Raw genomic sequence first — 20559 nt, 5'->3', positions numbered from 1 at the left:
AATTAATATCCCTAGTTAGGCAGAAATTTGGTACACTAACCGCTAATAAATTTCTGCCGTTTTCATGGATTTTGGTTACTATACATGGCAAAAAAAACTCGCAAATCACCTAGCACGGCAACCGCTGCTGGCAATACCCAAACTGATTATGTTTTAGATAGACAGTCAGCTCGCCGGGATGCCAAAAAACTGGGCTTAAACAAAGCTGATTTACCCAACTCCATCAAAGAAGTGATTAGCACACTGACGCAAGCGGGTTTTGAAGCCTACATCGTCGGTGGTGGGGTGCGTGATGCCTTGTTAGGCTTAAAGCCCAAAGACTTTGATGCTGTGACCAACGCCACCCCCAACCAAATCAAAGAAGTATTTGGCAAACGCTGCCGCATCATCGGACGGCGTTTTCAGCTGTGTCATGTGTATTCTGGTCGCGATATGATTGAAGTTGCGACCTTTCGCGCGCCGCCTAAGGACAACAATCATCTCACCGAAGACGGCATGATCATGCGGGATAATGTGTGGGGTGATATCTATCAAGATGTGGTACGCCGCGATTTTAGTATCAATGCCCTGTACTATCAGCCATTTGACGATATTGTTTATGATTTCTGTGGTGGGCTAAAAGATGTTGAAAACCGCACCATTCGTCTGCTCGGTGACACCCAAAAACGGGTGGAAGAAGACCCTGTACGTCTGCTACGAGCGCTTCGTTTTAAGGCAAAGTTGCAGTTTGATTTTGATAACGCCTTAAACCAACAATTCAACGCGCAAAACTGGGCATTATTGGCACAAGTATCCCCTCACCGCTTGTACGATGAAACGCAAAAAATGTTCACAGGCGGCTACTTGGTGCCGATGTTACCACTGCTATTTGATTATGGTGCGTTTTCCCAGTTGTTGTTTTATCCACCGACAACCGTGACACCGCTACTCAACCAAGTCACCATAAATACCGATAGGCGTATAGGTAGTGGTAAAAGCATTAACCCTGCGTTCTTTTATGCCACTATTTTGTGGGAAAACTATCTGTATTTATTGGATAAGTTTAAAAAGAACACACCTTTTAGCGACGCGCAAAACCAAGCCGCCAATAAAGTTTTGGACAAGCAGCGCCAGCACACAGCCATGCCCAAGTTTGCCGAGCAGTTTATTAAAGATATTTGGCTCATGCAGCCAAGACTTGCCCAACCGCGCAAAAAAAATCTGCAAAAGCTGTTTGAAAATCCACGTTTTCGGGCTGCTTATGACTTTTTGATGATGCGTGAGCAGGTAGAAGCCAAAAACCAAGCGCTTGCCAAACAACATGGCGCAGCGATTACGTTGGATGATGAAAGCACCAACGGCATGGGGCATTGGTGGGCGTGGTTTCAAACCCTAGGTACCAAACAGCAGCAACAAGCGATTGATGAGTTCGACCTTGAATCGGTGCGTTTGCGCTTTGCGAATATTGTCAATCAGACCAGTTTTGAGGACGACAGTGTTGCTTACCAAACTAGCGATGCGGTGCATGATAATGAGGCAGACATGGGTAGCGATTTGAGTCATGGACAGCGCCGCCGCGAACGACGTCGTTTGCCGTTTGCAGCAAGCCGCCAAATCGAACATGAACAATTACCAGATACGGTGCTATCTACCAAAGCACACAAACTAACACAGCAGCAGCAACTTGAAAAAGCCCAACTGCAGCAGTTATCGCTTGCCAGTCACACCAACTCAGCACCGGCTAAGTCACTTATCGTAGCGCCAATCATAGCGCAAAAAGACGATGACCACCCTTATCAGCCGACAGTTTCTGCTTTAGCATCAGCTTATACTGAGACAAGCGCACGCCCAAATAGTTCACACCCAAATAACTCGCACCCAAATAATTCACAACTAAGTCGCTCACGCAAACGCGACAAAGCCTATTTATCGGCAGCCATTGTACCTGCCAAACGTGCGCGACGCACCCCCAGCTCAAACTGGTCGATTTTGGAGCAACGTCAGCAAGCGGATATCGCAACATCCGCTAATGATTTGCGTGGCGAATCTGTCAGCCCAACACCCGTCAAACAAAGCATTGACAATCAGGCGGTGACTCATACCGATATTGATACTAATATTGGCACTGACATTCGCACTGACACTGACTCCGTCAAGCATTCGGCACCCAATGAATCAATGATTGATGGTGGCGTGGTACAGCCAAAGCCAAAGCGAGCGCCACGGACGCGTAAAAAAGCGGTTGCTGATAGCAAAGTCTCAGCAGAAGCGGTGACTAAGGACGAGGCAGCGGCAGCGCCAAAACGCACTCGCAAACGCGCGGTCAAAATCGATGGTCATCAGCCATGATTAGTTGCTATATCGGTTTGGGTGGCAATATCGCAAACGCGCTTGGTACGCCAAGGCAGCATATTGCCAATGCTATTGCGGCGTTTTACGCATCGCCGCACTTTGCCAATGTTACAGCATCATCACTGTATCAATCCAAAGCCTTTGGTGTCACTGACCAGCCCGATTTTTTTAATGCGGTCGTAAAAGTTGATACCGATTTGGCACCCTTAGCGCTATTGGATTTTTGCCAAAGTTTGGAGAGCGCTGCCAAGCGCACGCGTTTGCGCCACTGGGGTGAGCGTAGTTTGGATGTCGATGTATTATTGTATGGCGATGACACAATCGACAATGCGCGTTTAACCGTGCCACATGAGGGCTTATTTGCGCGTAATTTTGTGCTAATTCCGATGCTAGAGCTTGACCCGACCCTTATGGTAAATGGACAAAAATTGGCAGATTTACCGACCAGTCAACAGTGGCAGGGCTTGGAAAAATTAACCGTAGTTTAACCCATATCAGTTAACAGGGTTTTTTGTAAAAATTAACAAATTATTGGTGCTATGGGTTTGAAATCGCAAAAAATTAAACCATTGATAAAGTAACGTTCAACGTTTTTTGTTTTCCCTATTTCTTGTTTTTGCCTGTTTCTTTTGCCCTTGCTTCTTTTAGCTTTACTTCTTTTAGCTTTACTTCTTTTAACCTTGCTTTTTAAAGGAAACCGCATGAGCTACGTTAGCAACCTAGAATCTAACCCTGATTCAACAACTGAGTCAACATCTGCCGCAGCGACCAAACCTAAATTACCTGTGACTTTGTCCACTTTAAACAAACTCAAAGCCAATGGCGAGACGTTCTCGTGCTTGACATGTTATGACGCAAGTTTTGCAGCAGCCATGCAAGTTGCAGCGATTGATACGATTTTGATTGGCGACAGCCTTGGCATGGTGGTGCAAGGACAAACCTCAACCTTGCCTGTCACAATCGCAGACATGGTATATCATACCCAAAACGTGGCTCGTGCCAACAGTCATGCACTGATTTTATGTGATTTACCTTTTATGAGCGTTGCCACGCTTGAGCGCGCACTCGATGCCAGCCAAGCGGTGATGCAAGCAGGCGCGCATGTGGTCAAAATCGAAGGCGGTGCCGAGCTTGCCAAAATCGTGTCAGTGCTTGCCAACAACGGCGTGCCGACCTGCGTGCATTTAGGTTTGACGCCGCAATCAGTGAATGTGTTTGGTGGCTACAAAGTACAAGGCAAAACCGATGCCCAAGCGGAAAAACTCATGGCTGACTGTCAAGCAGTGGTAGAAGCGGGCGCAGCCATTTTACTACTCGAATGCGTCCCTGCTGAGCTTGCCAAAAAAGTGCGTGACACTTTCCCCGTACCAGTGATTGGTATCGGTGCGGGCGTAGAGTGTGATGGTCAAGTGCTGGTCATGCACGATATGCTTGGGGTATATACCCGTAAACCTGCCAAGTTTGTCAAAGACTTTTTGACCGATGAGCATAACGAAACCAAGGATATCACCGGGGCGTTTAAAGCCTATCATAAGGCGGTCAAAGAGCGTACGTTCCCAACGCCAGCACATAGTTTTTAGTAATCATAAAGGCAAAAAAATGCAAGTATTTCATACCATCAGCGCATTACGTGACACCTTAAAACCTTTACGCCATCAAGCGGCTGCGCCAAAGATAGCGCTGGTTCCCACGATGGGCAATTTGCACAGCGGTCACGTGACCCTCGTCAAAAAAGCCAAGGAACTTGCCGATATCGTGGTGGTCAGTGTGTTTGTTAACCCAACCCAATTTGGCGTGGGTGAAGACTTTGATACTTACCCACGCACGCTAGATACTGATGTGGCAAAACTCACCGATGCGGGGGCAAATTTTGTATTTGCCCCAAGCGTGGAAGAAATGTATCCGACCTACCCTAACAACGTGCAAGTGCTGTCAGGCGATATTAGCAAAATCTTGTGTGCCAACACTCGCCCCACCCACTTTGATGGTGTCGGCTTGGTGGTGAGCAAACTGTTTAATATCGTCCAACCTGACATCGCTGTTTTTGGCAAAAAAGACTATCAACAACTTGCCATTATCCGCCAGTTGGTCGCTGAGCTAAATTTCCCGATTGAGATTGTCGGCGTGGATATCGTGCGGGCTGAGGACGGGTTGGCATTATCATCTCGCAATCAATACCTAAGCGAAGCAGAACGTCAACTTGCCCCCACCTTGCAAAAAAGTTTGCAACAGCTTGCCAATGAGTTAAAAACTGCCAATTCTGCCGATTTTGACAAGATTATTGCCGGCGCAATCGATAATTTAAATCGCGTGATGGTGGCTGACTCAGGCTTTAAAGTGGATTATTTGGAAGTTAAAAATCGCTTATTACAACCGCCGAAGCCCAATGATAAAGACTTGGTAATTTTGACCGCCGCTTTTTTGGGCAAGAAAACACGGCTTTTAGATAACCTAGAGTTTAGCCGGGAAATGAATCAGGAATTGAGCAGCGATTTTAATCGACAAGCTACCACTGCATCTGTGAAGGATTAACTATGTCAACGCTACAAGTTATCATTGTTTCAGGACGTTCAGGCTCGGGTAAGACATCGGTTCTCAACATTATGGAGGACTTTGGCTATTATCCAATTGATAATTTACCACTCTCACTAGTCCCTAGTGCCATTGATAAACTTGTACATGACAGCCAAATTTATAAAATCGCCATTGGTGTGGATGTACGCTCGCCACAAGCGGACTTATCGCGGTTTGCTGAGGTGTATCATAAGCTGATAGAGACTTATAGCAAACCGGCGATTAAAATACTGTATGTGACTGCCCAAGAAAGCGTACTCGTGGCACGGTTTGACGCCACGCGCCGTCTGCATCCGTTAATGGCGGTGTCGGGTAATCTACCCAATGCCATCAAAAAAGAAATCGATATTTTAGAGCCGATTGCCATCCGCGCTGATATCAAAATTGACACAAGCCTGCTTAATATCCACCAACTCAAAGAAGTCATCCGCGATCATTTGGGTGTGGATAATGCGGTAACCGTTAATATTTTATCCTTTGGGTTTAAATATGGGGCACCGATTGATGCCGATTTTATCTTTGATGTGCGCACCCTACCAAACCCCCATTGGAAAATTGAACTGCGCAACCAGACAGGGCTAGATGATGATGTCAAAGCATTTTTTGATGAATATAGAGAAGTAGATGATATGGCGAATGATATTATCGCTTTTTTTAAAAAATGGCTGCCGCCTTTTTTGCACAACAATCGCCATACCGTGACCATCGCTATCGGCTGTACTGGGGGCAAACACCGCTCTGTGTATATCGCAGAAAAATTGGGCGAGTCACTGACCCAATCGCTACCCAAAGAGATGGTGGTACGTATCAAACACCGTGAAAAAAACCGCTGGTAGTGCGTTCTGAATCAACTTTATACTTATGATTGATAACTTTGAGATTGATAAATGATTAATTTTGCTGAAATGGATATGGCGGTTAGCCGTACCGAACTAAAAAAAGCCCATGAGCGCCTACAGCGACTGGCTGAGCCGCTTGCCAATTTATCAAAAAAACAAATGAAGGTACTGCCTGCCAGTGAGTTTTTTTTGGATGACTTGCTGCAGCTTGCCGATATCACCAGCCATGAAGCACGTAAACGTCACATCAAGCGTTTGGGTAAATTGCTGGCTGAAGAAGAACCGCATGCGATTGTCGAATTTTTATTTCGCCATACCTTTAGCCCTGAGCAACAAGCCAAAATTGAAAGTTGGCAAACGCGCCTAAATTTGCAAGATGATAATACCTTAAAACAATTTACCAAAACCTTTTTTGATAGTGAATTCAACACCATCAAGCAGCTGCTGATTTGGATTGCCTATGCCGAATACACCCAAGATGATGAATTGATGAATGAGAGTGTGGCTGATTTACACACTTATATCCGCCAAGTGGCGATTTTGTCCAAAGGTAAATAGTCGGACTGATTGCCAGTTTTTTAACCACTTATCCCTATGTGGCTTGGCTAGTGGGTATAGAGGATGACTGTATGAGTGATTTATCCGCTACGCATTGGGTTATAGCACTATCCTATGAGTCGATTTTTTACTACTAAAGCTATTTTCATTATAAAATAACGTAAAATTGCTTTTATTTTATAGAGTGAGCCGCTAAGGTATGCCATCAGCCTTAGCTATCCTGCCCGCAATGAGTCATTTTCACCAGTTACGCCAACACACCCAGTCCAACCCCAATTATCCCAACCAAATTCGCCAATGGCGCGTGATTGTCATGGCGATTTCGGCATTTATTTTTAATACCACCGAATTTGTGCCGATTGCGCTGCTCTCTGACATTGGTCATAGCTTTGCCATGCCGGTAGAAACGGTGGGGCATATGATAACCATCTATGCTTGGATCGTGGCTATTTTGTCGCTCCCTGCCATGCTTGTCACTGCCCGTATCGAACGGCGCAAGCTATTGATAGGATTATTTGTTATCTTTATCGGGGGGCATGCGGTGTCTGTAATGGCGCAAAGTTTTGCCATGCTGTTGGTTGGACGGGCATTGATTGCGCTAGCGCATGCGGTTTTTTGGTCAATTACCGCAAGCCTTGTGGTGCGTGTGGCGCCCAAAGATCGTCAAACCAAAGCCTTGGGGCTACTGTCGATGGGTAGCGCGCTGGCGACGGTACTTGGGTTGCCATTAGGTCGGATGATTGGGCAGTGGCTCGGGTGGCGGATGACGTTTGGCACGATTGGCGTGGCTGCGCTCTTGGCAATGATTATGGTGTGGTGGATTTTGCCAAAACTGCCGAGCAAAGATGTCGGCTCAGCGGCAAGTTTGCCCAGTATTTTTAATAATATCCCCTTGCTCACTGTCTATACACTCACTGGGCTATGTGTGACGGCACACTTTACGGCGTACAGTTATATTGAGCCTTATATGCTGACGATTAGTCAGTTTAATCAGCAATTTGCCACGGTTATTTTGCTGAGTTTTGGGGTGGCAGGGTTGCTAGCGAGCTGGCTATTTGGGCACTTTTATGACCGTTTCCCACGGGCGTTTTTGATTAGCGCGATGGCAACGCTGCTGTTTTCGTTATTGGCATCGGTCTGGCTGCCCCATGTGCCAATCTTGTGGCTTGTCCTAGCCTTGCTGTGGGGCTTAGCAATTACGGCGATTAGCCTTGCTTTTCAGCTACGCGTATTGCAGCTTGCGCCGAATGCCACTGATGTAGCGATGTCAATTTTTTCAGGAATTTATAACATCGGTATCGGCGGCGGCGCGTTCGTCGGTGGACTGGTGATTGCCAGCCTAGGACTGGCGATGGTGGGTTATGTGGGGGCAGGTATTGCGCTCATTGCCATGGTTTGCCTAATGGTGTATTTGGCGCGCCCCCAAAAATAATCAGACCCCAGAGCTTACTTGTAATTGGGCTTGCGCTTAGACTTACGATTGGGTTTGCTTGCAGGTGACTTTTTCCACTGACAAGTTAACTGACATTCAGCGTTTCTACCAATGCCTGTTTGAGTTTTTCGAGGCGCTCATCCGATAGCGGTTTGTCTTCATGGTCAGTGATAAAGAACATATCTTCGGCGCGCTCACCCAATGTGGTAATGCGGGCAAAATGCACTTCAATATCATGCGCCAAAAACACCTGCCCCACACGCGCAAGCAAGGCTGGCTGGTCAAGGGTTTCTAAAATCATCATATGCTGATTGGATTGCGGGTTAAAGTTAAAAGACACTTTGGTGGGCACATGAAAATGCTTGAGCTGTCTAGGCATGCGTCGCTGCGCGACCTCAGGCAACGTTGGACTCATAAAGGCTTGTTTTAGACGCTCAATGAGCTCAATTTGGCGTTCAGTATCGGTGAGCAGCGTGCCATGTCTGTCAAGCAGTACGTAGGAGTCTAGGGCAAAATCTCGCGAAGCGGTGATGACGCGCGCATCGAGCACGTCCAAATCCATTTGGTCAAACACCGTCATGGTCACCGCAAATAAATTGGATTGGTCATGGGTGTAGATAAACACTTGCACGGCATCGAGTGCCAACTCGCGATGTTCACGCAAAATAATCAGCGGCTCAGGTTGCTCGCTCTCTGTGCGTTGTTTTTGTACCTCATCATGCGCCATGATGGCTTTGGAATGCCAAACAATATCGCTTGGGACTTCACGTAAAAAATACTCTTCCCCTAGCCCATCCCACAGGCTTTCAATGTCAGCCAAGCTATTATCACCTGCTAGCAAGTCACGGGCACTTTGCTTGTTACTGGCAATCATGTCTTGGCGGTTCATCGGCGCATCGATATCAGCCCGTAGGATACGGCGGGTTTGGGTATATAGTTGACGCATCAAGGTTGCGCGCCAACTGTTCCAAAGCTGTGGGTTGGTGGCATTCATATCGGCAACGGTGAGCACATACAAATAATTCAAATAAGTCACATTCCCGACTTTATCGGCAAATTCTGCGACAACTTCGGGGTCAGAGATGTCTTTTTTCTGCGCGGTCATCGACATCAATAAATGCTGAGACACCAACCAGCCGACAAGCTCGGCATCGGCTTGGCTCAAGCCATGTGACAAGCAAAACTTGATGGCATCTTGCTCGCCAAGTTCACTGTGGTCACCGCCCCGACCTTTGGCAATATCATGGAAAATCGCTGCCAACACCAGCATCTCTTTACGGTCAATACGGCGGTAGATACCACTGACAAGCGGATAGGTATCAACATAATTGTCATCGGTAAAGCGGTGCAACATACGTATCAACATCAAAATATGGGCATCCACTGTATAACGGTGAAACAAGTCATATTGCATCAACCCAGTAACTTGACCAAAAGCAGGCAAATAGCTACCTAGCACGCCATAGCGTTTCATGACTCGCAGTCGCCAAAATAGCAGATTTTGCTCTTTGAGATTGTCCATAAACATGGCTTTGTTGACAGGGTCATTGCGAAAATGCTCATCAATGCCCCGCGCGGCAATTTTCAAAATCCGTAGCGTGCGAGTACGAATATGGCGAATATTTCGCTGACCCATCAACAAAAACAATTCTAAAATCGCGGTCGGATGTTGGGCAAACACTCGGGTATGCGTCACCGCAATGCGATCACCGACCAGTTTGAAGCGCTCATTAATCACCTTTCTCACCGGGCGCTGTTCATCGGGTAGACGCGCCTCAATCAACGTTTCATAGTAGTGCTGGGTGAGCATTTCAGACAATGTTGAGTTTGACATGGCATAGCGGTAATAATCGCGCATAAACTGCTCGACTGCGGCATTGGGATGCGAATTGTCACGGTAACCGATGCGCTCAGCAATCAGGCGCTGATAGTCAAATAAAAGACGGTTTTCATTGCGTTTGGTAATTTTGTGCAGATGATGGCGAATCAACCACAAAAAATCTTCCGCTTCTTGCAGCTCATCAAATTCTTTTTCGGTAATAAACTCTTGCTGCACCAGTCCAAACAAGTTTGTCACACGAAAATAGCGCTTACTGATCCAGCCGACAGTATGAATATCTCGCAAGCCCCCAGGCGCGTTTTTAAGGTCAGGCTCTAGGTTATACTCCGTCGAATTATGTTTGAGATAGCGCTCTTTGGCTTCTGCCATTTTGGCCTCATAAAACTTGGTTTGTGACCAGTTTTTATTGAGTAGCTGCATCGGCAACCCAGCTTGGGCAACGTTGCCCGCCAAAATTCGTGCTTCTAACAGACTTGTTGCTACCGTGATATCATCGTGACAAGCCTCATCGCACTCTTCAACAGAGCGCACCACCAAAGCAGGATCAATCCCAATATCCCAGAGCTTCGCGACGAATGGCGAAATTTTTTGGTTCAAGGTCTCATCAATCGGGTTTGGACTTAACAGCAATAAATCCACATCTGAAAACGGGTGCAACTCCCCACGCCCATACCCTCCTGTGGCAAACAGCGTCAAATCGGTTTGATCGAGTTCATACAACTCAAATAAGGCTTCCATCATGCTATCAATCGCACAGCAGCGCCCCATGACGACTTGGCGAATCGGTGTGCCAGATGCCAGCGCCTTATCCAAGTCCGCTTCCACTGCTGCTAACCAAGCGGGTATGCCAAGATTGGCTTCGCCTTGCAGGCTAAGCGCAGGCAGTGGGGTAAAATACGGTAGTATCGGTGGGCAAGTAAACATAGCAAATCCTAATCGACGCCATTGTTATCAGAGTTAGCAGATCAATTTTCAGTATTACAAATTTGATGCAAAAAAGCTAGCCGCCGCTTCTAGCGAAAAATTGAGCTTAAAAGCTCAGCGATAAGAAAATTATTGATTGTCAAAAGACGGTGACGCTGGCTCGTCATCAATCAGGGTGTTGTTATGGGTGAGATAGGGGCATTTGTCTTTGCGAAAGGCATGGGTCAGATGTTGTGCCACAAAATTGACAGTTTCTACGGGCTGTTCGCTAGCCGTTTCTCGCAATAGTTTGGACGGTGCATGGGTCAATGTTTGGGTGAGTTTACGGGTCAGTTCGGTCAACACGGCTTCGGCTGCATGACCATCGGCAAGCTGCTGTAAGGATTGGCTTAAAATCATATCCGCATGGTGTTTGGCTTGCTCACGGTACTGCTGAATATCCTGACCCACTTGGCGCACCAAGTATTTGCGCTCAATCGCCACCACGATTTGGCTCACCAATAATTCTGCTTCTACGGCAGCTTGGCGACGCTGTTCAAGGTTGCCTGCAATCACATGTTGTAAGTCATCAATTGAGTATAAATACACGTCATCTAGCTCACTGACGGTAGGGTCAATATCGCGAGGCACAGCCAAATCAATCATTAACATGGGCTGATGACGGCGCTGTTTTAACGCCTGTTTCACCATGGTTTTATCAATCAAGGTATATAAGCTACCGCTACAGCTGGTTACAATATCCGCTTGCGGCAACACGCTGGGTAATTGATCAAACGGGGTAATCTCAATGTGCGGCACAATCGTTTCAAGCTCAGAGGCAAGCAGCGCGGCACGCTCAGGACTACGATTACAGATGATGACTTTGCCGACACCTAAACCTGCGATATTGGTCGCAACCAGCCGATTCATCTCACCTGCCGCGACAACCAGCAAAGTGTTGTTGCTAGGTTTTTGAAAAATTTGGGTCACCAATTTGGCCGCGGCAAAGCCTAACGACACCGCTTGTGAGCCTACCCGCGTTTCGTTACGCACCTGTTTGGCGGCGGCAAATACTTGCTGAATCACCCAGCTAAGTTTACTAGAAATACCTTCTTTGGCACGGGATTGGCGCACCGCCTGTTTGATTTGTCCCAAAATCTGCGGCTCGCCCAAAATCATCGAGTCTAGCCCAGACGCTACCCGCACCCAATGTAGCAGTGCATGGTTATTTTGATATTGATACAGGTGTGGCGCGATTTTTTCCATGGGCGTGTTTTTAAAAGCCGCTAGCCATTCAATCACTTGTGACATCGTGCTAGTAAGGGTTTGTCCTTCGGGGGCTAGGGCATAGATTTCAGTGCGGTTGCAGGTCGATAAAATCACCGCGCCTTGGGTGATCGCTTTGAGCGAATCTAAGGCAATCGGCAAATCTTCAGCAGCAAACGCCAATTGCTCACGCATGGCAACTGGTGCTGTTTTATGATTTAACCCAATAACCAGAAGCTGCATATAACGTACTGACCTTAAAAATGACCGCGTTTATCAAAGCCGATTTTTGTGAAGCTAGGCGTGCTAGCTAAGCGACATGCAGCCCATATCAGCCTATCGACATTTGTCATGCTTGATAACACAGGGGGAAAAGTGGCAATATAAAGAAACCTAAAGCAACTTAATAATAACCACTTAATAAAAGTAAATTAGAAAAGTGGATTATTATACCATTGCTAATAACAAATGAAAAACATCCTGCTTTTTTGATTCAGGAAAATTCTTTAGCCACGCTTTAAAGCATTACAATTTAAAGCATTAACATGTCTAGCATACCTAGCATTTTAAACAGTCATTCGAGCTATCATAGTATTTTTTTACTTAACTCTGCCACATCCGCTTGTTTGGTTGCTATTTACCCATACGATTTAACCATAATTCTACATAGTTCGACCAGTTGAAGCCGTATAATTCAATTTCATCATGAACATTTTGTTACATCTTACCTGTCACTGATGATAATTTTTAGGTACGTTACTGTCCAAGCAGGCTAAATGCTAAAGTTGTTTCCAGCGGTTATTTCATCGGCTTGTTGCGCTGTGCGTGGTTGTCCCCTCAATCCACGCTTTTTTGCGTCGAAATATGTCAAGCCTTATTGTTTATCGATTTATTTACCGATGCATTTATCAATACCGCAGCAACTTTTTGTCAATCTAAAGCCGAATCTGAAGCCCAACCTAAAACCGCTTGATGTATTTAAACCTTTTACCGCTTTAGGCAAAAATGTAGTCGCGACTACACTCACGTTGGCAAGCTTATTGTTTAGCCCAGCGGTTTTTAGTGCCGGGGCAAATTTTGCATCCGCTAGTCAGTCTGTTAATCAGACGAGCGCTGTGGTGAGCAGCCACAAAGCTGCTGCCAAACCTACGGGGCGTCCTGCACCGCTGATATTGCAGCCCGCAAGCCTAGAGAAAGATGTTGCCAATGCCGTCACCCAGCCCAGCCTGTATGCGATTTTGATGGCAGAGTTTGCCGCAGATCGCGGTCGTATCGATCAGGCGTTAGCGACCTATAAGCAGCAGTCTTTTTTGGCGGATGCTGCCCCCGTATTTGAACGCGCACTGGGTTTGTCTTTACAAAATGAACCGGCGCAGTTGTCGCTCGCTTTTGCCAATGCGTGGCAGCAACAAAACCCTGACCATGTTCCGGCGATTTTTTATGTGACCCATTTGGCACTCAAAGCGCACGAGTATGAATTAGCCGGCGAAAAGCTTAATCAAATTTTGCAGTACGATCCTGACGCTGATTTGAGTCAGATTTTGATTGGGATTTATCCCACCGAAACCCGTGACCAAGCTGAACTGCTTGCTACGCTCAATCGATTAGACATCAAAAACAACCCTTCACTACTGGTGATGAAAGCAGGCCTGCTGCTACAGTTTCAACAGCCCAAAGCCGCGTTAGTGGCGATTAATCGGGCGCTTAAAACCAACCCAAAAAGCCCGGCTTTTTTGACGTTAAAAGCAGATATACTGCAAGCCTTATCGCCCAGTCATCAAGTGATTGCGTTTATTGCGCAGGCGCGTAAAACCGTCCCTGACAATAAAGCGCTATTTGTCTATCAAATTCGCTACATGCTAAAGCAAGGCAAAAGCGCGCAGGTCTGGCAACAGCTCAATGCTCGTGCTAATCAGCAGTTTTTAGCAGATGAAGAAATCAAACTACTGGCCGCTTTGGTGGGTATTGATTTAAAAAAATACGCCGCAGCAGATCGCTTACTCAAAGCATTGATTGCCAGCCCCAACTTTAAGGACCAAGCCAATTATTATTTGGCTGTCAGTGCCGAACGCCAGAACCTACTCAATGATGCGATTGGCTACTATGGCAAAGTGATGCAACCTGACTTAGTGCTCAAAGCCAGACAGCAACAGATTGATTTATTAATCTCACAAAGTCGTTTTGATGAAGCGATTGCCAGTAGCATCAAATTACGGGAGCAATTTGACAGTTTTGCACCGCAAAGCTACATCATGCAAGCCAATATTTTGCAAAAAAATAACCAAACCGCGCAAGCGTTAGCCTTGCTTAATAGCGCGCAAACCAGTTTACCCAATAATACCGATATCTTATTTGCCAAGGTATTGCTACTGCCTGATGATGATTACACCAGTAAACTGCGATTGTTAAAAGAGTTGATTCGCCTTGCACCGGCAAATGTGGATTATCAACTCGAATATGCGCAAACCTTGGTCAATTTGAAACAAAATAATGAAGAAGTGACCGCCCTACTGACAGCATTAATCAATGACAAAGAAGTCGGTTTAAAGGCGCGGCAAATATTGTCGCAACAAGCGCTGCATCAGTCTGATAATGCTACCGTCATTAGTCTGTTATCAGATAATTTTGATATCGTACCCGATGTGATTAGCGGCCTGCTACTGCAACAAGCCTATTTAAATTTGGGCAACCAAAAAGAAGCGGAGCGCATCAACCAAATTTTGGTCCATGAACTCGGTTATCAACCCGAAAACCTGCAATAGCGCTGCCTAAAATCGTCTCTAAGCATGACGACTAGCGAGCAATGAAGGTTGTAAAGCAGATAGATGACAGGTAAATGGCAGATAAACAATAGATAAATAATAACCGCTTTTTCACCAATTTGAGCAGTTAAGCAAAACAGGCTTAACAATGGCTATTTATAGTTTACCCATCGGTTTTTTAAACCATCATGCTTGAGCGCAACCAGTTAACATTTAATGAAAACTTGATTAACAAATTTGATTAACATTTGAGGATATTATGCATTTATTACCAGCAGTCACTAGCAAAGTCACGGGATTAAGTGTTGCCTGTTTGGGCATCAGTAGTATGCTGCTAACAGGCTGTCAGTCAGTACAGGCAACAACTAAGCCTATCACAGCCAAGCCTGTCGCCACAGGCATGACAAACCCTATGGTCAATACCCAAACTGCCACAGCGTCATCGACCACATCTCCTGAGCAAGCGGCTGCAAGTACGCTACCAAGCGCGCAATTTACCATCAATGGTAAAATTGGCATGACCACGCCGCAGCAGGCAGGCAGCGCGTTTTATATTTGGACACAGCAAGGTCAAAACTTTGCCATTGAGATTGCCGGTGCGATGAATGCGGGTCAAACCAAAATCAGCTACAATGGTCAATCTGCGACGTTAACTAATGAAAAAGGCACCATCAATGCCGCCACCCCTGAAGAATTGCTATTACGTGCAACCGGTTGGCAAGCGCCCATCTCACAGCTGCCTTACTGGATTCAAGGTCAGCCAGCACCCAGTGATGCCAATGATAAAAAAGACAGCACTAATCGCCTAGTGAGTGCCCAAAATGGCGATTGGACAGCCACCTTTAGCTATAGCAACAGTAACAATAAACTGCCTTCTCGCTTAACTGCCAGTCATCCCGATGGCTATAAAGTGGTGATGACCATCAATCGGTTAAGCTAGCCATGAAGCCCAAAAAAAGCGTGGGGTGTTCCTCAACGCTTTTTTATACCGTGAACTGTTAGCGCTTTGAATTTTTTGCGGACGTATTTTTAGCATACAACCGACACCACGCCCATGCCACTGCCGCGCAAATCCCCCATGCCAAGCTCATAGATACCAGCGTATGACTGAAAAAATGGTCACCTATTAACATTTTATACCCACCCATCAGCCAAGCTATCACCGTCACCATCGCTGCGATTTGCCAGCGCTTGTGCCAAAGACTTGGGATAAATGCCCAAGCATATAGGGCAAACCCAGCACTGGCATGCGCTGCAGGGAAGCATTTTGAGCGGGTGCCGGCTTGGATGTCTTCTAGTATCGTTAGATAGGGATACTCACCGCCAAAAATTTGCAAGTGATTGGGACACACCACATGCGTCACCCCTTTAAGCGATGCGATAATCAAAGGTACCAACACCATCACAACGAATAGATAGCCCATTTCAGTCAGTGATAGTCGCTTAAAAGGCTTAAACCATGCCTGTTGCTTGGCAAGCCAGTGACTTGATGAACGGCGTTGTAATAAGTAGCGTTGTAGCCATGCGATGGCCATATAGACTTCAAACGCAATTAATAGTCTTTTAGGAAGGGTATAAAAAATTAAGTTAGGGAGTAGTGATTCTTTGGCAAGCAGCCAGCCATCTGTGGGGGAATAAAAATACTGACTGATGGCTATATCAATGGCGCTGTGCTCAAGCGTTAGCGTAAAGATAATCGCCAGCACCAGTCCGAGCACGGTCTGCCTACTGGCAAAATTTTTTAATTTAGCGATCTGTATACTCATCTATTTTGAACCATCTATCTTGCCGTCGCTGGAGTTGGACGCACTTGTTATGTCGCTAACATTACTTAAATGGCTCTAATTACCCAAATAGCTTTACTTGATAAATAATGGTTTGCCTTGTACGGTTTGCGTACGCACATCAAACAGTTTTAACAAGGTTGGGGTAATGGCATCATGGGTGAGCTCAGTATTAGATGGCACTGCTTGAATGCCTGAGTGCTTACCTGCCCAAAACATGGATGCGACGTGTTTTTGCGCTTTAGGCGCGATTTTATAAGGCATACCATGTAGATAAATGCCGTTTTCGCCCAAACTTTCACCGTGGTCACTGACATACAGCATTGCCACTTGGTGGGTGCTGTCGTATTTGTCTAACCAGTTCACCGTTTTTGCCAAAAAGTCATCGGTGGCAAGTAGCGCATTGTCAAAGGCATTAATCATGCTTTGTGGGTCGCATTTGGCAAGTTCATTGCTTTGGCAGACTGGGGTGAATTTTTCAAATTGCTTATCATATCGTTTAAAATACGCAGGTCCGTGATTACCCATTTGGTGCAGCACAATTAGGGTATCCTGGTTAAGCGTATTCTGGTTAGCTTGCTGTTTGACGTAGTCATCTAAGCCTACTAGCATACCCACATCGCGGCACTCGCCATAGGGGTTGGTATTACACATCGTATTGTTGCGCGCGGTTTTATAATCGACAAAATCTGCCGCGGGTAAACGATTAGTGACGCCTTTTGAGCTTGAGTTGTTATCACGCCACAAGATATTAACCTTTAGGCGATTTAAAGTATCAAGTACGTTTTCTTGGTAGTTGGCGGTATCCACATCGTAGTCTTTCATACCGACATAACTAAACATACAGGGCACCGAATAAGCAGTTGAGGTACCGCAGGCGATGACTTGGTTAAAATTAGTTACCCCAGCCGTCGCTGCCATCTGCGGGAAGGTGGTTCGGTTATACCCATTTAGCTGCACATGGTCGGCGCGCGCGGTTTCTCCGACCACCAATACCACCAGTTTTGGCTTACGGGTGGTCGGATTGCTCACCTGTACCGCATCGGTTGCATGCATGATTTGGGTTTTGGGTGCCTGTGCTTGTTTGAGCTGTATACTGGCAAGTTTACCCAGTGCATATACAGGGGTTGCAGGATTGGTATAGCTACGTAGCTGTTTATGTTCACGGAAAAAACTGGCGTAATTTTTACTCATCGCCAAAATCGGTAACACCACCAAGCCGAGACTGACCAAATACGTCAAGCCGCGCTGCAATAGACTGCGCTTAAGTGAGGGAAATGTGACCTTTTGCCACGCCACCCATACACTAGGCAATACCCCAAGCAATAAAATGCGTAAGATAAAATTGACATTAAACAAATCGGCGCTTTCTGCTTTATCGGTTTGTAGCGCATTTTGTAGCATATTGACATCATAGACAGTGCCATAGGTATCAGTAAAATACGCCGTGACTGCCGCGGTCAATAGCAAAAAAATCAATACCGCTTTAAGGGTGTAACGATAGCTAAGCAGCACAATAACCAGTAGCATCACACCGTATAACACCAACGGCAATGAGCCTATAAACCCAATATGCTGGGCAAACGGATAGACTTCAGTGGCTTTATCAAAGAAAGTAACGTTTGCGGTCAGGGTCAAAAATAGCGCGACCATACCCATCATCACGTAAGCATTGATACCTTGAGTACTGATACCTTGAGCATTGACACTTTTAGTATTAATACCTTGCTGACGCCATGCTACCCATCGAGAGTTATTCACTGACATACGATTACTCACCTTATCCAAATGCACCAAAAAATAGCCATTATATAATAACCAAATTTAGGATGAGGCTATCATACAGATTTAGCTTAACTGAAACTTAAGACACCCATCTATCACGCAATTATGCTAAAAAAACCACCGCAATCGCTACAAACATTGGGTGGTGACAGCGACACAGAGAGTTGATATCGCTAAGCGGTGGCAGGCTGTAAACTGGCAAACGGAATAAAGGCGAGTAATGGCTCATAATCCTGTTTGAGCTCACGTTTTCGATAATAATCTTCCACCATACGCGCTTGCTGCTCTATACCATAACGACCAAATGGCTTATTCGCTTGCAGCTCGTAGCTATAGCGCCGATTGAGCAGGGCGCGGCGAAACACCTTAACGCCTTGTTGGATTTGCCAAACATGGGTCAATTCATGCACCAGCCACGCGCGTAGATAGACATTTTGCTTGCTAAAATCATCACAAAAATCTGCTGGATGAAAATACACATGACCATTGGGACTGACCGCATAGCCTTTGAGCACCCACCATGCGGTTTTTAGGCGTATACTATCAAGCTGTAACGTATCACCAAATACGCTAACCGAGATGGCTTTTTCGCCCTCGGTTAGTGGACGGCATCGAGCAGGTTGTTTTGAAAAACACATTATCATTTCACAGAGTTTATCCAAGATTTGGTTAACCAAAAAACCCATCACGGCTTGCCAAGGCCTGGCCAACGCCTTGCAAGCTTTTATTTTTAGCAAAAAACACGGAATAACAATTACAAGTTTGTCGATATCCTAGTTACTATTTTATACTAAATCAACATGACCTAACCAAAACGTGAGCTAATTAAAAAGGAGGGCTTTATGCCATTAGAATCCGTTGCCATCAATAACTTTGAAAACAACAGCATTGACGATCCTGAACTCAAATTGCGGGTGGAGAAATTGTACGACAGCTCACCTGAGTTTGCCACAGGTCGTGATGCTGTGTCGTTTTTTGAAAAGGCCTTTGCCAAAGGTGATATCCTGTATTTGGGGATGTTTAATGAAAAACCGATTGCCGCGATTGGCTGCTTCAATGAAGGCATCGAGTCTAGCCGCTTGCTACAGTACATCGTACTACATCCTGCCAATCGCGGGCGCGGTCTTGCCCCCAAATTTGTCAAACAAGTCACCGATATTGAGCGCAAAAAAGGCAATACCAAGTTTGTACCGGGCTGCGGCGCAATTCATCGTATTTTAGCCATGTACGAGTTGATATAAATGCAGATTTTGCCAGTTAGTAGCAACTTTTTGCAAAAATTTTGAAATAGTGCTTGACACCTTTGGCGATTTTTAGTTTAATAGCCGCTCAAATACTGATGCTGACAAACATGGCGCGGTAGCTCAGTCGGTAGAGCAACGGATTGAAAATCCGTGTGTCGGCAGTTCGATCCTGCCCCACGCCACCATCATTTGTCTTAGGTATAAATCGATTAACCCCAAGCTTATTAGTTTGGGGTTTTTTGTTATTCAAAATTTCACAAGATGCGTGAAAGACTGCTTAACTAAAGTTGCCGAAAAAGGTAGCGAGCAGCTCTTCTTGGCTTAAATGGCTCTGCATAAAACTCGCGCGAATAAACTCAATATGTAAGGGCGGTTGTTGAGTTAGCTTGCCTGCTTTATCCAAATAAGTATAAAATCTTGGGTCATTAAATACCGCTCTACCAGAATCAAGCTCACTCCAATTCTTTAATTGACTAAAAATTGCTGAGTAATCATTGGCTTCTTCTAGGACTTGCAACGCTCGTAAATGTTGTTGTCTTACCTTCTCTAAATTTTTTAAATTCTTTTGTTCTTGGGTTATTAGCCACGCTTGTATTTCGGCTCGCCATCTTCTCATCACAATGCCTTTATCATATAGCCTTTATTAGCTTAAATCTTGGCACAGCTTCGCCATTGACTTCTACCGTTTCGGCAAACATCGCAAGCGGTCGCACCCAAACCCCATACGTTTGATAGAGTGCACGGTAGACGACCAATTCCTCTTCAGTCTCGCTATGTTTAGCGATGTGCAGCACTTGATACAGATTGCCTTTGTAGTGCTCATAAATACCCAATTTAATCTCAATCACGAGTTTTGACACCCAACAATTCAATTTCAAAAGTTAAGTCTGAATTTGGTGGGATTTTACCGATTTGGCGTTCACCATACGCCAAGTGACTTGGCACGATGAGTTTACGCTTACCACCGACTTGCATGGCTATGAGATTGGCAGGGTCTTCAACTTGGGCTTGATAGCCGATTTTTTGGGCGTATTCGCCACCCAAAACGCCCACGTCCCAACCTTTAATCACCCGCCCTGTGCCAATCACGGCTTCAAAGGGTTGCCCGCGGTGATGCGATGAGTCAAACACCGTGCCATCTGGCAGATAGCCCGTGTAATGCGCGGTAATCAGTGCCCCACGCTCGGCAGTTTTACCTGTGCCGATAATTAGGTCCTGAAATTGCAGTTTACTTGTCATAT

The 20559-nt window shown here is 45.8% G+C and carries 18 protein-coding genes and 1 tRNA gene; 11 read left to right on the top strand and 8 right to left on the bottom strand.

Features of this window, described 5'->3' with window-relative positions:
• Positions 1–84: 84 nt before the first annotated feature.
• The 7 genes from pcnB (at position 85) to RTJ53_RS04285 (ending at position 7734) form a co-directional block, all read left to right on the top strand.
• On the top strand, positions 85–2328 hold the full coding sequence (gene pcnB, locus RTJ53_RS04315; RefSeq protein WP_312276004.1) for a polynucleotide adenylyltransferase PcnB: 2244 nt from the start codon (positions 85–87) through the stop codon (positions 2326–2328).
• Positions 2325–2819, top strand: coding sequence for a 2-amino-4-hydroxy-6-hydroxymethyldihydropteridine diphosphokinase (gene folK / locus RTJ53_RS04310; RefSeq protein ID WP_312276003.1), 495 nt, complete (start codon positions 2325–2327; stop codon positions 2817–2819). Before pcnB ends, folK begins: the two co-directional genes overlap by 4 nt.
• A gap of 213 nt (positions 2820–3032) precedes the next feature.
• A complete protein-coding gene (gene panB / locus RTJ53_RS04305) occupies positions 3033–3911 on the top strand; it encodes a 3-methyl-2-oxobutanoate hydroxymethyltransferase (protein ID WP_312276002.1) in 879 nt (292 codons plus the stop codon).
• A 19-nt stretch (positions 3912–3930) separates the two neighbouring features.
• Positions 3931–4863: a pantoate--beta-alanine ligase gene (gene panC / locus RTJ53_RS04300; protein ID WP_312276001.1), complete on the top strand. Its 933-nt coding sequence runs from the start codon at positions 3931–3933 to the stop codon at positions 4861–4863.
• A 2-nt stretch (positions 4864–4865) separates the two neighbouring features.
• Complete coding sequence (gene rapZ, locus RTJ53_RS04295) at positions 4866–5741, top strand: RNase adapter RapZ (protein WP_312276000.1); 876 nt, start codon at positions 4866–4868, stop codon at positions 5739–5741.
• 51 nt (positions 5742–5792) lie between these two features.
• Complete coding sequence (gene yjgA, locus RTJ53_RS04290; RefSeq protein WP_312275999.1) at positions 5793–6302, top strand: ribosome biogenesis factor YjgA; 510 nt, start codon at positions 5793–5795, stop codon at positions 6300–6302.
• A gap of 199 nt (positions 6303–6501) precedes the next feature.
• The gene (locus tag RTJ53_RS04285; RefSeq protein WP_312275998.1) at positions 6502–7734 is read left to right on the top strand and encodes a sugar transporter; all 1233 of its coding nucleotides are present in this window, start codon (positions 6502–6504) and stop codon (positions 7732–7734) included.
• Positions 7735–7819: 85 nt separating this feature from the next.
• Here RTJ53_RS04285 and glnD read toward each other — a convergent pair whose 3' ends face one another.
• Positions 7820–10498 (bottom strand): [protein-PII] uridylyltransferase, encoded by a 2679-nt coding sequence (glnD, locus tag RTJ53_RS04280; RefSeq protein WP_312275997.1) that lies wholly within the window; start codon positions 10496–10498, stop codon positions 7820–7822.
• Between the two features lie 129 nt (positions 10499–10627).
• Positions 10628–11986 carry a glutamyl-tRNA reductase gene (hemA, locus tag RTJ53_RS04275; RefSeq protein ID WP_312275996.1) on the bottom strand — a complete coding sequence of 453 codons (1359 nt, stop codon included), beginning with the start codon at positions 11984–11986 and terminating at the stop codon, positions 10628–10630.
• A 533-nt stretch (positions 11987–12519) separates the two neighbouring features.
• On the opposite strand from hemA, the gene RTJ53_RS04270 reads away from it, so the two are divergent.
• Positions 12520–14505 (top strand): tetratricopeptide repeat protein, encoded by a 1986-nt coding sequence (locus tag RTJ53_RS04270; protein WP_312275995.1) that lies wholly within the window; start codon positions 12520–12522, stop codon positions 14503–14505.
• Positions 14506–14764: 259 nt separating this feature from the next.
• Positions 14765–15445, top strand: a complete 681-nt coding sequence (gene lolB / locus RTJ53_RS04265) for a lipoprotein insertase outer membrane protein LolB (RefSeq protein ID WP_312275994.1) — start codon at positions 14765–14767, stop codon at positions 15443–15445.
• Between the two features lie 58 nt (positions 15446–15503).
• Here the strand turns inward: lolB and RTJ53_RS04260 are convergent, their stop codons facing one another.
• The 3 genes from RTJ53_RS04260 to RTJ53_RS04250 form a co-directional block, all read right to left on the bottom strand.
• Positions 15504–16271, bottom strand: a complete 768-nt coding sequence (locus tag RTJ53_RS04260) for a PAP2 family lipid A phosphatase (RefSeq protein WP_312275993.1) — start codon at positions 16269–16271, stop codon at positions 15504–15506.
• 93 nt (positions 16272–16364) lie between these two features.
• Entirely contained in the window at positions 16365–18056 is a 1692-nt protein-coding gene (locus RTJ53_RS04255; RefSeq protein WP_312275992.1) for a phosphoethanolamine transferase, read from the bottom strand.
• A gap of 191 nt (positions 18057–18247) precedes the next feature.
• The gene (locus tag RTJ53_RS04250; protein ID WP_312275991.1) at positions 18248–18760 is read right to left on the bottom strand and encodes a type IV secretion protein Rhs; all 513 of its coding nucleotides are present in this window, start codon (positions 18758–18760) and stop codon (positions 18248–18250) included.
• Positions 18761–18916: 156 nt separating this feature from the next.
• Here RTJ53_RS04250 and RTJ53_RS04245 point away from each other — a divergent pair, with 156 nt between their 5' ends.
• Together RTJ53_RS04245 and RTJ53_RS04240 are read left to right on the top strand one after the other, a co-directional pair.
• A complete protein-coding gene (locus tag RTJ53_RS04245; protein WP_312275990.1) occupies positions 18917–19315 on the top strand; it encodes a hypothetical protein in 399 nt (132 codons plus the stop codon).
• 112 nt (positions 19316–19427) lie between these two features.
• A tRNA-Phe gene (locus RTJ53_RS04240) sits at positions 19428–19503 on the top strand.
• 92 nt (positions 19504–19595) lie between these two features.
• On the opposite strand, the gene RTJ53_RS04235 is transcribed toward RTJ53_RS04240, so the two are convergent.
• From RTJ53_RS04235 to RTJ53_RS04225, 3 genes are read right to left on the bottom strand one after another with little or no spacing between them, the layout of a single operon-like run.
• Entirely contained in the window at positions 19596–19934 is a 339-nt protein-coding gene (locus RTJ53_RS04235; protein WP_312275989.1) for a hypothetical protein, read from the bottom strand.
• A 13-nt stretch (positions 19935–19947) separates the two neighbouring features.
• The gene (locus RTJ53_RS04230; protein WP_312276214.1) at positions 19948–20163 is read right to left on the bottom strand and encodes a DUF1653 domain-containing protein; all 216 of its coding nucleotides are present in this window, start codon (positions 20161–20163) and stop codon (positions 19948–19950) included.
• Positions 20159–20557, bottom strand: coding sequence for an FKBP-type peptidyl-prolyl cis-trans isomerase (locus RTJ53_RS04225; protein ID WP_312275988.1), 399 nt, complete (start codon positions 20555–20557; stop codon positions 20159–20161). The genes RTJ53_RS04230 and RTJ53_RS04225 overlap by 5 nt, the downstream gene beginning before the upstream one ends.
• Positions 20558–20559: the final 2 nt, after the last annotated feature.

It is taken from the genome of Moraxella sp. CTOTU46711, from assembly GCF_031975715.1.
Classification (GTDB): Bacteria; Pseudomonadota; Gammaproteobacteria; order Pseudomonadales; family Moraxellaceae; genus Faucicola.
This window is presented reverse-complemented; position numbering and strand designations above follow the sequence as displayed.